The sequence below is a fragment of the Gellertiella hungarica genome, assembly GCF_014197145.1.
Taxonomy (GTDB): Bacteria; Pseudomonadota; Alphaproteobacteria; order Rhizobiales; family Rhizobiaceae; genus Gellertiella; species Gellertiella hungarica.
This window is the reverse complement of sequence record NZ_JACIEZ010000010.1, coordinates 146,646-161,592: the sequence shown is the minus strand read 5'-3', so window position 1 is coordinate 161,592 and position 14,947 is coordinate 146,646. Positions and strand designations below refer to the sequence as shown.

At 66.9% G+C, this 14,947-nt stretch carries 11 protein-coding genes; 5 read left to right on the top strand and 6 right to left on the bottom strand.

Annotated features, from left to right (window positions below):
• Positions 1 to 803: 803 nt before the first annotated feature.
• From GGR23_RS19175 to GGR23_RS19165, 3 genes are all read right to left on the bottom strand, one after another.
• On the bottom strand, positions 804 to 1,847 hold the full coding sequence (locus GGR23_RS19175; RefSeq protein ID WP_183367927.1) for a substrate-binding domain-containing protein: 1,044 nt from the start codon (positions 1,845 to 1,847) through the stop codon (positions 804 to 806).
• Between the two features lie 71 nt (positions 1,848 to 1,918).
• Entirely contained in the window at positions 1,919 to 2,965 is a 1,047-nt protein-coding gene (locus GGR23_RS19170; protein WP_183367926.1) for an ABC transporter permease, read from the bottom strand.
• Positions 2,962 to 4,488, bottom strand: a complete 1,527-nt coding sequence (locus GGR23_RS19165; RefSeq protein ID WP_183367925.1) for a sugar ABC transporter ATP-binding protein — start codon at positions 4,486 to 4,488, stop codon at positions 2,962 to 2,964. Before GGR23_RS19165 ends, GGR23_RS19170 begins: the two co-directional genes overlap by 4 nt.
• A gap of 146 nt (positions 4,489 to 4,634) precedes the next feature.
• Here GGR23_RS19165 and mtnK point away from each other — a divergent pair, with 146 nt between their 5' ends.
• Genes mtnK through GGR23_RS19140 form a run of 5 tightly spaced genes read left to right on the top strand, consistent with a single transcriptional unit; the run spans position 4,635 to position 10,065 of the window.
• Positions 4,635 to 5,903, top strand: coding sequence for an S-methyl-5-thioribose kinase (gene mtnK / locus GGR23_RS19160; RefSeq protein ID WP_183367924.1), 1,269 nt, complete (start codon positions 4,635 to 4,637; stop codon positions 5,901 to 5,903).
• Positions 5,900 to 6,994 carry an S-methyl-5-thioribose-1-phosphate isomerase gene (gene mtnA, locus GGR23_RS19155; RefSeq protein ID WP_183367923.1) on the top strand — a complete coding sequence of 365 codons (1,095 nt, stop codon included), beginning with the start codon at positions 5,900 to 5,902 and terminating at the stop codon, positions 6,992 to 6,994. Before mtnK ends, mtnA begins: the two co-directional genes overlap by 4 nt.
• A gap of 4 nt (positions 6,995 to 6,998) precedes the next feature.
• Positions 6,999 to 7,934 carry a transketolase gene (locus tag GGR23_RS19150; RefSeq protein WP_183367922.1) on the top strand — a complete coding sequence of 312 codons (936 nt, stop codon included), beginning with the start codon at positions 6,999 to 7,001 and terminating at the stop codon, positions 7,932 to 7,934.
• 2 nt (positions 7,935 to 7,936) lie between these two features.
• On the top strand, positions 7,937 to 8,938 hold the full coding sequence (locus GGR23_RS19145; protein ID WP_183367921.1) for a transketolase family protein: 1,002 nt from the start codon (positions 7,937 to 7,939) through the stop codon (positions 8,936 to 8,938).
• Positions 8,938 to 10,065: a RuBisCO large subunit C-terminal-like domain-containing protein gene (locus GGR23_RS19140; protein WP_183367920.1), complete on the top strand. Its 1,128-nt coding sequence runs from the start codon at positions 8,938 to 8,940 to the stop codon at positions 10,063 to 10,065. The genes GGR23_RS19145 and GGR23_RS19140 overlap by 1 nt, the downstream gene beginning before the upstream one ends.
• Before the next feature lie 14 nt (positions 10,066 to 10,079).
• Here the strand turns inward: GGR23_RS19140 and GGR23_RS19135 are convergent, their stop codons facing one another.
• From GGR23_RS19135 to GGR23_RS19125, 3 genes are read right to left on the bottom strand one after another with little or no spacing between them, the layout of a single operon-like run.
• Complete coding sequence (locus tag GGR23_RS19135; protein ID WP_183367919.1) at positions 10,080 to 10,352, bottom strand: hypothetical protein; 273 nt, start codon at positions 10,350 to 10,352, stop codon at positions 10,080 to 10,082.
• Between the two features lie 3 nt (positions 10,353 to 10,355).
• Positions 10,356 to 10,763, bottom strand: a complete 408-nt coding sequence (locus tag GGR23_RS19130) for a 4'-phosphopantetheinyl transferase family protein (protein ID WP_183367918.1) — start codon at positions 10,761 to 10,763, stop codon at positions 10,356 to 10,358.
• Between the two features lie 21 nt (positions 10,764 to 10,784).
• On the bottom strand, positions 10,785 to 14,834 hold the full coding sequence (locus GGR23_RS19125) for a Pls/PosA family non-ribosomal peptide synthetase (RefSeq protein WP_183367917.1): 4,050 nt from the start codon (positions 14,832 to 14,834) through the stop codon (positions 10,785 to 10,787).
• Between the last annotated feature and the right edge of the window lie 113 nt (positions 14,835 to 14,947).

Sequence of the window (14,947 nt, the reverse complement as noted above, 5' to 3'; positions counted from 1 at the left end):
GGGGCATGCGAAAACCCCGGAAGGAGCGCGATGGGCGCAGAGAGACCGAAGTTGCGTTGGCAAAAGCCGAAACGGGGCGCGGAATGCGCCATATACTCATTCATACGAGGTGCACCCCGCGCCCCGGCCACCCCCTCGTGTCCCGAGGGAAGGACATGATGCATCCCCCGGCCTTTCCATGGGTGCGGGAAGGATGACGCATGGGATTTGGAATGGGAATGACGGCGCCCCCTTCCGTGACGAGCGGGAGGGGGGCTGGGATTGGGTGGCGTCGGGTTTGAGGATGCGCACTGTTTCTGCCCGCAAACCGTCGCGTTTGCCGCACCGCACCCCCCTCTGTCGGCTTCGCCGACATCTCCCCCTCAAGGGGGGAGATCGAGCGTCGCGTTTGCGGATACGCACCCCCCTCTGCCCTGCCGGCATCTCCCCCTCAAGGGGGAGATCGGGATGGGGATTCTTGGGGAAGTCCCCAGCAGACGTTTCTGCAAATGAGACCTTCATTGTTTGAGGAAACCACAAAACCCACAGCCGATCTCCCCCCTTGAGGGGGAGATGTCCCGGCAGGGACAGAGGGGGTGCGGCGCGGCAAACTCGACGCGATGCGAGGCACCCTTAATCTCCCCCCTTGAGGGGGAGATGCCCCGGCAGGGGCAGAGGGGGGTGCAGCACGGCAAACGCGACATAGCGCAAGACAGAGGGGGTGCCGTACCGCAATCTCCACCCCATGCCAACAGAGGGCCGCGCAAAACAAAAGGCGGCCCATTTGGGGGCCGCCTTTCGGGGTCGGTCTCCGGGAGGAGATGTCAGGGCTTGGGCATCCAGGCGGGCATGGCGACATCCGCATGGGCGAACTGGGGCAGCTTGGCGCCGAGTTCTTCCATGTTCTTGATGTCCTGGTCGTTCAGGTCCTTCTGGGTGATCAGCGTCGGGGGCACGATGACGCTGCGGCCCGGGTCTTCGCCGGCGAGCAGCATGGCGAGCGCGCGGACGGAGACCTGGCCGACCACGGCCGGGTTGGTGGCAGCGGTGGCGGCCCAGGCGGAGCCCGGTTCGCGCATGGCGGCGATGTCGGAGGTGGAGATGTCGGCGGAATAGATCTTCACGCTGGAGGACAGGCCGGCCTCGTCGACGGCGATCTTCACGCCCTTGGCGAATTCGTCATAGGGGGCGAACATCACGGTGATGTCGGGATTGGCCGAGACGACCGAGCGGGCCTGGTTGGCGACGGAGTTGGCGATCGGGTTATCCATGGTGCCGAACTGGGCGGCTTCCTGGATGCCCGGATACTTCTTCTTGAACTCCTTCCAGGTCTCGTCGCGGCGGTCGAGCGGGGCGATGCCGGCGACGTAGACATAACCGGCCTTGAAGCTCTCGCCATTGTCCTTGATCGCCTGTTCGAGCGCCAAGCGGGCGAGGTCGCGGTCGGACTGCTCGATCTGCGGGATCTTCTCGTTCTCGACATTGACGTCGAAGGCGACGACCTTGATGCCGGCATCGACGGCGCGCTGGGCGGCTTCCTTCATGCTTTCGGTCAGGCCGTGCTGGATGATGATGCTCTGCACGCCGAGCGCGATGGCCTGATCGACCATGTCGGCCTGGAGAGCGGCATCCTGGCGGCTGTCGAGAACCTGGAGCTGGACGCCGAGCGCCTTGGCCTGGGCTTCGACGCCGGCGAGATAGGACTGGAAGAAGTCGCCGGTCGAGAGATAGCGCACCAGCGCGATCTTCACGTCGCCGGGCTTGTCGAAGGGCTTCGGCATGTCGGCGGCAAAGGCCGGCAGGCCGAAGCTTGCGGTGGCGGCGAGGCCAAGGGCCATCTTGCCGAGCAGTCTGCGGGTGATCGTCATTCTCGTTCTCCTCCGGTTAAAGAATGAAGTCTGTTTCTGGGATGCGAAGTCGCTCGCCGGGGCCCCCGGCCCTAGCGCTTGGCCTTTCTCGAGAAGGCAAAGGTGAAGACCAGGGCAATCACAAGGACGGCGCCCTTGACGAAATCCTGGGTGTAGTAGGGCGCGTTCATCATGGTCAGCCCCTGCAGGAGGGTGCCGACGAAGAGCGCGCCGATGGCGGTGCCATAGGCATTGGGCTTGGCGGCGCCAAGCACGGCAAAGCCGATGAGCGCGGCGGCGACGGAATCGAGCAGCAGGTTGTTGCCGGACGCGATGTCGCCGCGCCCGAGGCGGGCCGCGAGCAGGATGCCGCCGATGGAGGCAAAGACGCCCGAAATCACGTAGGCCGCGATCTTGTAGCTGTTGACCGGTGCGCCTGCGAGGCCGGCCGCCCGCTCGTTCGAGCCCACCGCATACATCATCCGGCCGAAGCGGGTGTATTCGAGGAAGAACCAGATGAGGATGGCCAGCACGATCAGCACCACCACCGAGACCGGAACGAGGTTCGGCAGGATGAAATCGAAGCGGTGGCGGCCGAGCGCCAGGAAGGCCGGGCTGAAGGCGCCGGAGGCGGTCGAGCCGTCGGGCAGCGTCATGCCGGTCGCGATGGAGCGCCCCTCCGTCGGAATGCGCTGCAGGCCGACGAGCAGGAACATCATGCCGAGGGTGGCGAGCAGGTCGGGGACGCGCATGTAGACGATGAGAACGCCGTTGATCAGGCCGACGATGACGCCGATGGCGATGCAGACCAGCGCCGCCGTCAGCGCATCGCCGCCCAGGATCACCATCACGTAGGAGGATGCCATCATGGCGGTCGTCGCGACCGAACCGATGGAAAGGTCGAAGCCGCCGACGACGAGGGTTGCGGTGACGCCGAGCGCCAGAATGCCCGTGATCGAGACCGATTGCAGGATGAAGACGGCGCTCTGCGGCGAGGCGAAGCCCGAGGTCGTCACCGAGAAGAACAGGATCATGCCGAGGAGCAGCACGAGGAAACCGTAGCGGATCAGGAGATCCCTCGGCCCCATCGCCCGTGCGGTGGCCGGCGCCGCTGCCGTCTTGTCGATGTCAGTGCTCATGATGCGTCTCGTGTCCCCATGGTATCGGCGGACCGGCCGGCGATTTCGGCCAGCAGGCGGTCCATGTCGATGCGGTCGTTGCGGTGCTCGCCAGTGATCGTGTGTTCCGACATGACGAGAATGCGGTCGGCGACCTCGAAGGCCTCGTCGAGTTCCGTGAGAAAGACGATGGTGGCCCGGCCGGAGGCCGACTGGCGAAGCTTGTTGCCGATGTCGCGGCGCGCGGCGATGTCGACTCCCTGGAAGGGTTCGTCGAGGATCAAAAGCCGCGAGGGCTGGGAGAGCCAGCGCCCGACCATGACCTTCTGCTGGTTGCCGCCGGACAGCGTCGACATCTCGTCGCGCTCGCCGCGGCAGACGATGCCGAGATCGGCGATCTGGCGGCGGGCGATGCTGCGCTCGGCGCGGCGGTTCAGCACGGAGGCGCTGGAATAGCGCGGCAGGAAGGGGAGGCTGACATTTTCATAGAGGTTGAAGTCGGCAACGATCCCGCTGGTCGCCCGGTCCTTGGCCACGAGGAAGACGCCGTCGGCAATGGCCTGGCGGGGCGAGGCGGGCGCATAGGCCCGGCCGTCGAGGCTCATGCGGCCGGCAACCGGCTGGCGCGCGCCGAACAGCGTTTCGGCCAGCGCCGTCTTGCCGACGCCGACGAGGCCGGTGACGGCGACGATCTCGCCATCGCCGAGCGCCAGGCTGAAGGGCCGGGAAGAGGGCGTGAGCCTCAGGTCGTCCGCCCGGAAGATCACCGAGGAACTGTCGGCCACGACGACGGTGCTGTGCGTCACCTGCTGGCCGAGCATGGCGTTCACCGCGCCCTGATAATCCAGCTCCGGCCCCTCGAAGCGGCCGGTGATGCGGCCATCGCGGAGCGAGACGATGCTGTCGGCGAGGCGCCGGATGTCGGACATGCGGTGGGAGATATAGAGGATCGCGACGCCGCGGGCCTTCAGCCGCTCGACCAGCGCGAAGAGCCGCTCGGCCTCGGCGCTGGAGAGCGAGGAGGTGGGCTCGTCGAGGATCAGCACCTTCGGCTCGTGCGCCATGGCGCGCGCAATCGCCACCATCTGCCGGTCGGCCAGCGTGAGATCGGCGACGGAGGCGGAGAGATCGATGTCGAGGCCCATCTGCGAGGCGACGGCGGCCGCCTCGCGGCGCACCCGGCGCGGATTGAAGAAGAGCCGCGCGCCCTTGCCGGACAGCCGGTCGAGGGTGAGGTTGGTCGCCACATCCAGATCGGCGACCACGCCGTCATTGATGTTCTGGTGCACGGTGACGACGCCGGAGCGGATCGCATCTGCCGGGCTTGCCGGTTCGAAGGCCTCGCCGGACAGCGTGATGGTACCCGCGTCGCGGGGATAGACGCCGGAGAGAATCCGCACGAGCGTCGACTTGCCGGCCCCGTTCGCGCCCATCAGCACGGTCACGGCGCCTGCCCGCAAATCGAGATCGACACCCCTCAGGACCGGCACGGCCCCGAAGGATTTCAATACGCCCGCAATGCGAAACACAGCTTGATCGCCCATGTTCTCCTCCCGATGACTGGCAGGTTAGGACAGCATTCCGTCAAATGTCAATGGCCTTGACATTTGACAGCGTGCGCATTTAGCTCAGGAGAAATGACCCGCATCGGGCCCGGTGGAGGCCGGACCCCGCGCATGAGGAGGAGTTCATGGACAGCCAGACTTTCCAAGCCCTGACACCCGAAACGCTCCCTGCCCGTCTGGGCGGCAATGAGGTGCTGAAGGCCAAGATCGGCCCCGACGCGAGCCGCTGGTCGGTGCGCGAGGTGGGCGACGGCAATCTCAATCTCGTCTTCATCGTGGAAGGCACGTCGGGTGCGGCGGTGGTCAAGCAGGCGCTGCCCTATGTGCGGCTCGTCGGCGAAAGCTGGCCGCTGCCGCTCAAGCGCTCCTTCTTCGAATATCACGCGCTGACCCGCCAGGCGGCGCGCGATCCGGGCATGGTGCCGGAAATCTACCATTTCGACGGCACCCAGGCGATCATCGTGATGGAGTATCTCACCCCGCACGTGATTCTCCGCCGGGCACTGATCGAGGGCCGGCAGCTGCCGAAGATCGGCCGCGATCTCGGGCTCTTCCTCGCCCGCACGCTGTTCCGCGGCTCGGATCTTTCCATGGAGGCACGGGCCCGCAAGGAGGATCTGGCGCTCTTTGCCGACAATGTCGAGCTCTGCGACATCACCGAGAACCTCGTCTTCTCCGACCCCTATTTCGAGGCGGAACTGAACCGCCACACGCCTGAGCTCGACGACATCGTCGCGGACTTACGCTCCGACCGGGACATGAAGGTTACGGCCCAGATCATGAAGCACAAGTTTGCGGCCTCCGCCGAAACCCTGCTCCATGGGGACCTGCACACCGGCTCGGTCATGGTGACGGCGGAAAACACCCGCGTCATCGATCCGGAATTCGCCTTCTACGGCCCGATGGCCTTCGATGTCGGCATGCTGCTCGCCAATTTCTGGATGAGCTATTTCTCCCAGTCCGGCCATGAGACCGCAAAGGGCGAGCGCGACGGGATGCGGGACTACCTGCTCGACGTGATCGAGGAGATCTGGGCCACCTTCCGCACGGAATTCGCCCATCTCTGGCGCACGGAGCGCAAGGGCATCCTCTATCAGGCAAGCCTCTTCGAGAAGCGCGGCGATCCGCTGGCATCCGAACAGGCGCTGAACGGCGTGATCGCCGACATCTGGACGGACATGCTGGGCTTTGCCGGTGTGGAGATGCATCGCCGCATCCTCGGCCTCGCCCACAATGCGGATTTCGAAACCATCGCGGATACGGGCCGACGCGCCGCCTGCGAGAGGAAGGCGCTGAAGCTCGGCCGCCATCTCGCCGTCAACCGCCGCAGCATTCACAGCCTCGCGGACATCCGCGCCACTGCCGAACTCTTGGAAAAGGAGGCCCTGTCTTGAAGGTCGGAAACCGCCACTACCGCACCATCTGGGTCAACGAGGACGGCGTCTCCGTCGACATCATCGACCAGCGCTGGCTGCCGCACGATTTTCGCGTCGTCACCCTGAAGACGGTCGATGACGTCGCCGTCGCCATTCGCGACATGTGGGTGCGCGGCGCGCCGCTGATCGGCGTCACCGCCGCCTATGGCGTGGCCATCGCCATGCGCGCCGATCCGTCCGATGCCCATCTGGACAAGGTCTGGGACGAGCTCAACGAAACCCGCCCGACGGCCATCAACCTGCGCTGGGCGCTGAATGCCATGCGCGACTATCTCCGCCCCATCGCCGCGGAGAAGCGCGCCGAGGCCGCCTATCTGCGCGCCGCTGCCATTGCCGACGAGGATGTGGATCTCAACCGCTCCATCGGCCGCTACGGCCTCGACGTGATCCGCAAGATCGCGGCGACCAAGAAGCCCGGCGAGCCGGTCAACATCCTCACCCACTGCAATGCCGGCTGGCTGGCGACGGTCGATTACGGCACCGCCACCGCGCCCATCTATCTGGCAACGGAAGAGGGCATTCCGGTCCACGTCTATGTGGACGAGACCCGGCCCCGCAACCAGGGTGCGCAGCTCACCGCCTGGGAGATGAACGGCCATGGCGTGCCGCACACGCTCGTCGTCGACAATGCCGGCGGCCATCTGATGCAGCATGGCGACGTGGACATGGTGATCGTCGGCACCGACCGGACGACGGCCCGCGGCGATGTCTGCAACAAGATCGGCACCTATCTGAAGGCGCTGGCCGCCCGCGACAATGGCGTGCCCTTCTATGTGGCGCTCCCCTCCCCCACCATCGACTGGACCGTGCATGACGGGGTGAAGGAGATCCCCATCGAGGAGCGCAACAGCGACGAGGTGAGCTATGTGCAGGGCCGCCTTGCCGATGGCTCCATCACCACGGTGCGCATCTCGCCCGACGGCAGCCCGGCCGCCAACCCCGCCTTCGACGTGACGCCTGCGCGCCTCATCACCGGCCTCATCACCGAACGCGGCATTGCAACCCCTTCCGAGGAAGGCCTGAAGGCGCTCTTTCCGGAGCGGAGCTGAGACCATGACCCTCACCAACCAGAAGACCACCGAGGATATCGCGCTCGGCATCCGCCGGCGCGTCTTCTTCCACACGATGAAGCACAATGGCGGCTATCTGAGCCAGGCCTGCTCGGCGGCCGAAAGCCTTGCCCTTCTCTACAACGAGCTCTTGACGCTGGGCGCGCCGACGCTGCCGAAGGTGCCGCTGCCCTTCCGGGGCGTGCCTTCGGCCCATAATCCGGATGCCTTCACGGGGGCCGGCTATCACGGGCCCTTCGCGCCGGAATATGACCGCTTCTTCATCTCGCCCGCCCATTACGCGCTCGTCATCTATTCCGCCCTCATCGAGACGGGCCGGATGGACGAGAACGCGCTCGACCATTTCAACAAGGACGGCGGATCGGTGGAGATGATCGGGGCCGAACACAGCCCCGGCATGGAAGTGACCACCGGCTCGCTGGCGCAGGGGCTTTCCATGGCGGCGGGTGTTGCCTGGGCGCGCAAGCGCCGGCAGGAGCCCGGCAAGGTCTGGGTCTACATGTCGGACGGCGAGTTCCAGGAGGGGCAGACCTGGGAATGCCTTGCGGCGATTGCCTATCACGGCATCGACAATCTGCGGGTGATCGTCGACGTGAACCGGCAGCAATGCGACGGCGCCATGTCCTCCGTGCTCGATCTCGGCGATCTCGCCGCCCGCGTGTCCTCCTTCGGCGTCACCTGCCGGTCGGTGGACGGGCATGATCTCGATGCGCTCAGGCTTGCCGCCAACAGCGCGGAACCGGAGAAGCCGCTGGTCATCCTCGCCAATACGTCGCCCTTCCAGGGCATGAATTTCCTCAAGAAGCGGTTCCCCCGCCTTCATTACGTGCGCTTCAAGAGCGCCGAAGAGCGGCTCGAGATGCAGGCGGCGCTGGCCGCCGAGCTCGGCATTGATCCCGCACAGATCGAAGGGGCCTGATCATGGTCGAAATCGTTCATCGTCCCTATGCGAAAGCCTTCGAGGCCTTCGCAAGCGCGCGCCCCGAGGTGCTGTGCCTTTCGGCGGACCTGACCTCCTCCTGCGAGGTCGACGGCTTCCGCGACCGGCATCCCGACCAGTTCCTCTCGCTCGGCATGGCCGAGCAGAACATGCTGTCCTTTGCCGGCGGGCTTGCCATGCAGGGCTTCCGGCCCTTCATCCACACCTTCTCGGTCTTTCTCTACCGGCGGCCCTATGACCAGCTGATCAATTCCATCGCCTATTCCAACCGCAAGGTGCGCCTCATGGGCTTCCTGCCCGGCATCACCACGCCCGGCGGCATCACCCATCAGGCGATCGAGGACATTGCGGTGCTGCGCGCCGTGCCGAACATGACCATCCTCGAAACCGGTGACGCGACCGAGGTAGAAACCGTGCTCGAGGTGGCCGACAGCATCGACGGGCCGGTCTATGTCCGCATCCTGCGCGGCGAGGTGCCCCGGCTCTTCTCAACCCCCTTCGAATTCAACAGGCTGCGCACGCTTTCCGAGGGCGACGATATCCTCGTCGTGTCGTCAGGCGTCTGCACGGAAGAGGCGCTGCGCGCCGCCCAGCCGCTGAAGGCCCGCGGCATCGGCATCCACCATCTCCACGCCTCCACCCTGAAACCCTTCGACCGCGAGGGCCTTCTGAAGGCCGCGCGCGGCAAGAAGGGCGTGGTGACGCTCGAAAACCACACCATCGTCGGCGGGCTCGGCTCGCTGGTGGCGGAAATCCTCGCCGAAGAAGGGCTTGGGCTTCGCCTGAAGCGCCTCGGTCTTGACGACACCTTCGCGCACGGGGCCTCCAAGCCCTATCTGATGAAGAAATACGGTCTCGATGCCGGGGCGCTCGTCTCCGCCATCGGCACGCTTCTCGGCAAGCCGCTCGACATTCCGGAGGAGGAGCTGGCCGCCGTGCGCCTCGATCAGGTCCATTCGGCCCAGAAGGCGGAGGCGCTCTGATGGCGGAGCGCTTCACCGTCACCTATCTGGTGATCGCCGCCGACGAGCGGGAGGCACGCCAGCGGGCGCTCGACATCGCGCTCGAACAGACCGTGGAAATCCCGAGAGACGTGGTGCCGGCGGGCTATGTGGAAGACGAGATCCTCGGAAAGCTTGAGGATCTGAAGCCGGACGCGGAAGGCAGGCCCGGCTTTCTCGCCACCATCTCCTATTCGGAAGACGATATCGGCGGCGATTTTCTCCAGCTGCTCAACATCGTCTTCGGCAACAGCTCGATCAAGCCGGGGATCAAGGTGGAGGATATCGGCCTTTCGCCCGGCATTCTCGCCATCTGCCCCGGCCCCCGCCATGGCATCGAGGGCCTGCGCGCCCGGGCCGGCATCGGCCGGGTGCCGCTCCTCATGTCGGCAATCAAGCCGGTGGGCCTGTCGACGGCGGCGCTCGCCCGCCTTGCCCATGATTTCGCGCTCGGCGGCATGCATTACGTCAAGGACGACCACGGGCTGGTCGACCAGAAGACCTCTCCCTTTGCCGAACGGCTGAGGGCCTGCGTCGATGCGGTGGGCGAGGCGAATGCAAAATCCGGCGGCAGGGCGAGCTTCGTGCCCAACATCACCGGCCCGGCCGGCGCGATCGTCGAGCGCGCGCTGATGGCCGCGGAAGCGGGTGCCGGCGCCGTGATGCTGGCGCCTGCCATGACCGGCTACGACATCGTCAGGACGCTCGCCGCCCATCCGGATTTCACCCTGCCGATCGTCTCGCACCCGGCCTTCTCGGGCGCAAACGTGGTCTCCCCGACGTCAGGCTTCTCGCATCGCAGCTTCTTCGGCACGCTGCACCGGCTGATGGGCGCGGATGCGGCGATCTATCCGAACTATGGCGGGCGCTTCGGCTTCAGCCGCGCGGAATGCCAGTCGATCGCCCGCGCCTGCGCCGCCGATCTCCATGGCCTGAAGCCCATCGTGCCCGCCCCGGGCGGCGGGGTCAATTTCGACCGCATCCCCGACATGCGCGATGCCTACGGCCCCGACGTGATGTATCTGGTGGGCGGCGCGCTGCTGCAACAGCCGGACCTCGTAAGCGCCTGCCGGCGGCTCGCGGACGCGGTCGAGGGCCGGTCGGCCTGAGGCGTTCAACGGCATCAGGCGGCGGGGAACCGAAGCCGGCCTTGCGCCGCAAAGGCAAAGGACGGGCCCGAAGCCGTCGCCCGGAACAGGCAGAGCCTTGCCGCAGGCGCCGCGATGGCAAGGCCGAGCCGGTGGCCGGACGGCAGGCCGAGTTCCCCCAGGGTCCAGCCGTCGGCCTGCCCCTCGGGGAGGAGAAGCGCTGGCCTGCCTTCGGCATCCACCACCGAGAAACCGTCGAGCGGCAGGGCAAACCCCATCCGCCGCGCCTTGATGTAGGCTTCCTTCAACGTCTAGATGCGGAAGAAGGCCGCTCTCCTTTCCTCTTGCGCAAGCGAGGCGAGGAAGGCCCGTTCCGGCTCGGAGAAAAAGCTATCGGCCAGCGCCCCGTCGGCGCCATGCGGCGAGAGCCTCTCCACGTCGATCCCGAGGGGTGATGCGGTGGAGAGGGCGGCAGCCACCAGCCCCTCCGCATAGCTCACGCTGACATGGACGGGCCGGGAACGTCCTTCCCTCAGGGCGAAGGGCGCTCCGGCGGCATCGTGCCCGACCGTCCAGACCTCTTCCGGCCCGCCGAGGCGCTTTGCGAGAAAGGCGCGGATCAGGCGGGCGCCGAGCACGCCCGGAGGGCGGCCGCCCCCGGTGAAAAGAAGGGCGAGCTCAACGCTCGCCCCCAGGCTTGCCCGGGCACCGACGCACATGAAGAGGGTCCTTTGGCGGGCTCAGCACCGGCCCGGGGTGACGATCTGCAGGGCAAGCCCGTCGAGGCGCGGGCGGCGCGTGGCGGGGGCGCCGTGCCACTCGGTATGGGGCGGGATGCGCTCGCCCTTCATCACGATGGTCAGCGGCCCCAGACGGGCAAAGGCCCCGACCTCGCTGTCGTAGAGCACCGTGGAGCCGGCCTCGACGGTGACGCCGTCCTCCACCCGGACGCGGCCAATCTTCATCACCCGGTCCTCGTAGAGATGGGTCTGCAGCGCGGCGAAGCCGTTCACCGCCACGAAATTGCCGACGCAGATGCAGTCGAATTCGGTGATGTCGGTCATGTCGAGATAGACGCCCTTGCCGAAGCGGGCACCGAAGAGCCGCAGCACCCAGGGCAGGAAGGGCGTGCCGCGCAGGAAATCGAGCAGCATCCGGGCCGCCATGCCCGAATACATCACCGCGATCGCCTCGGTGCGCAGCGAGAACCACGACCACATCGGGTTGCTCTGCGGCCGGTAGGTGCCCATCATCAGCCATTTCAGGATGACGACGATCAGCGTCATCGCCGCAGCCATGGCCATGCCGAGGACCGGCAGCAGGAGGAGCGCGGTGCCATAGGCGCCCCGCTCCAGCGGCGCGCCGAGCGCCTCGATGGCCAGCGTGCCGAAGTAGATCATCGAGACGGTCGGCACCGACAGGTTGAAGAGCGCCTCGAAGAGGCCCCGGCCGACCTGGCGCAGCAGCGAAGGCTCGAAGGTGCGGGCCGCACCGCCATCGAATTGCTGGCGCACCGGCAGGCGGATCGCGGGGCTGCCGAACCAGGTCTCGCCCGCAGCCATCGCCCCTGCGGCCGGCGGCTTCGACTTGATGCCGATGAGGCAGCGATCCGGGATATCCGTGCCCACAGGCACGACCGCGCTGTTGCCGACGAAGACCTGATCGCCGGTGCGCACCCGCTTCAGCGTCATCCAGCCGCGGCGGATGTCTTCCTCGCCGAGCAGGACCTCGTCGGCGATGAAGCATTTCGCCCCGATCTCCACCAGATCGTAGCGGCCGGAAAGGCTGGTCGAGATTTCCGATCCCTTGCCGATACGGGCCCCCATCAGGCGGTACCAGCCGCGCATGTAGACGGTGGCATAGAGCGAGGAGAGCGTTTCCAGCGCGACTTCCGAGCACAGCGAGACGATCCACTTGCGCAGGTAGGTGCCGCCATGGACGGAATAGACGCCTTCCTGAAGCCGCGGCAGCACCAGCCAGCGGATCGCCACGATCAGCGCCACCGTCGCGGCCACGAGGCCGAGCGCCGCCGGAAGCGCCATCAGCGGCAGAAACCAGTGATGATCGAGCGCGGTCACGCCGGAGAGCCAGGCATCCGCCCGGTTGATCAGGAAGAAGGCAGGCACCAGCGGAATGAGGCCGATGGCGGGGATGGAGAGGATCGCGATGAGATAGACCGCAAGATTGGCCGCGCGGCGAAGGCGGCCGGCGGTGGCGGGGGCCGGAAGCGAAGCGTCGTCGACGGTGCCGATCCGCCGGGCGGGCGAGCCATCCCAGCGCTCGCCGGCCCCGATCACGCTTCCCGCCCCGATGGCGGTCAGGTCGCCCAGCTCCGCGCCGCGCCCGATGCGGGAATTCCCGCCGATCACGCAGGATGAGCCGATATAGGCATCGTCGCCGATCTCGATGGTGCCGATGACGAGCTCGTTGCCGATCACCTGCGCATTGGCAAAGCCGCAATGCCCGCCGACCGAGACCCCGGCCCCGATATCGAGGAGATCGATGGCACCGGCCTCGATTTCATAGAGAAGCGTGTCCCTGCCGATGCGGGCACCGAGCAGACGCAGCAGGCCGGACATCAGCGGCGTGCCCTGCACCCACTTCATGTGGATGAGCGAGATCAGCCGCTGCGCCAGCCACCAGCGATAGTAATAGACGCCCCAGAGCGGATAGCGGCCCGGGCGGGTGCGGCCGAGCACCAGCCACTTCAGCCCGATGGCGATAGCGGCGGTGAGAAGGTTGATGCCGAGATAGATTGCCGAGAGCGCCGCCATCTCGGCCAGAACGCCCATCTCGCCGGAGGCCATGAACCAGTAGGCAAGGAACACGCCGAGGAACTGGGCGGACATCAGCCCGAGCACCAGCGGCATGGCAGCCGCCTGGGCAAGGCCGCAGAGGAAGCGCCGCAGGAGCGGCGGCGGCTCGAAGGAAAGGTCGGCCGCACCGGCCGAACCCGCCGCATCCGCATCCAGCCGGGCGGCCATCGCCCGCAGCGTGCGGTCGCGATAGACGTCCTGAAGCCCGAGCCCGGCATGCGCCGGGTTCTGCCGCACGAGCGACAGGAAGCGGGCTGCCAGCAGCGAATGCCCGCCGAAATCGGTGAAGAAATCGGCTTCCATGGAGAGCGTGGCGCCGGGGAAAAGGGCGCAGGCGGCGGCATGCAGCGCCTCTTCCGTGGGCGTCTGCGGAGGATGGGCCGCCGCGTGCGGCGCAGCCGTCTCGGGAAGCGGCTGCGCCGCGAGCGCCTTGCGGTCTGCCTTGCCTGAAATCAGGACGGGCAGCCTCTCAAGCTCGACAAGCCGGGCAGGAACCATGTAGCCGGGAAGCGTGCGGGCAAGGTCAGCCCGCAGCGCGTCGGGATCCGCGCGGTGCGGCGGATCGCAGACGAGGAAGCCGACGAGGCGCTCGATCCCGTCGTCCTTGCGCAGCACCACCGCCGCCTGGCGGATGCCGGGAAAGGCCGAAAGGCGCGCCTCGATCTCCCCGAGCTCCACCCGGAAGCCGCGGATCTTGACCTGATCGTCCAGCCGGCCGTGAAAACGCAGATTGCCCTGCGCATCGACGCTGACCGCGTCCCCGGTCCGGTAGAGCACCGGGTCCATGCTGGAGAGCGGGAAGGGATTGGGCACGAATTTCTGAAGGGTAAGCTCCGGGCGGTTGAGATAGCCGCGCGCAACGCCCGGGCCGCCGATCAGCAGCTCCCCCTCTTCTCCCTCGGCCACCAGCTCGAGCGCCTCGTCGACCACGTAGCAGCTGTAATTGGGAATGGGCTTTCCGATGGTGATGGCCTCGCCGGGGCGGATTTCGGCGGCGGTGGCAACGACCGTCGCCTCCGTCGGTCCGTAGCTGTTGAAGATCCGCCGGCCCGGCCGGCACCAGCGGCTGGCGATCGCGGGCGGGCAGGCCTCGCCGCCGAGAATGATGATGCGCAGGCTCGGCACATCCTCCGGCAGGAGCGAAAGGAGCGTCGGCACCGTGTCCATCACGGTGACGCCGTGGCGGGAGAGCACCCCCGGAAGGGCGGACAGATCCGCCATCAGCGCGGGGTCGGCCACGAAGAGGCTGGCGCCGACCGCATAGGGAAGCCAGATTTCCTCCATGGAGAGGTCGAAGGCAACGGATGCCCCCTGAAACATGACGTCGGATGCCGCGATGCCATAGGTTTCGCGGGCTGCGAGCAGGAAATGGCAGATGTTGCGATGGGTGATCTCGATGCCCTTCGGCACGCCAGTGGAGCCGGAGGTATAGATGTAATAGGCAGGGTGATCCGGCAGGAGGCCGAGGCGCCGGGGATCGGGCGGAACGGCCCCCCGCAGCGCAACCGTCCGGTCGACCAGCACGGGAAGGCCGCTGCCGGCAAGAAGCGTGCCGCGCTCGCCATCGGTGAGCAGCGCCTTCGCACTTGCATCCTCCAGGCAGGCGCGGATGCGTTCGACCGGCGTATCCGCGTCGAAGGGAAGCCATGCGGCGCCCGTCCGGCTGATCGCGAGCTGCGCTACAAGCACCGGCACGCCCCGCGGAAACCAGAGGCCCACCACGTCGCGCGGGCCGATGCCCCTCTGGACGAGACCGGCGGCCAGGGCATTGGCCGCCTCGTCCACCTCCCGGTAGCTGTAGCGCTTGCCGGGCGTGACGAAAACCGTGCGGTCCGGTCCCTTTTCGAGGCCGGCGCGGAAGATGTCCGGCAGCACGAGGTCTGCCATGAGATCGGGACGGCTCTCGCCGAGCAGCAGCGAAGCGGTCGGCGCGAGTGCGGTGGCGAAGCGGTGGCGGGTATTGATCAGGTTCATGGCGCAGGTCCGTTCCGGCTGGCGCCGCGGACCGTGCAACATGCACGGCGGCGCCTTCGACGCGATCTATAGACCCCGGCCCCTTACGGTCGCCCGTCACCGCCTGACGACGT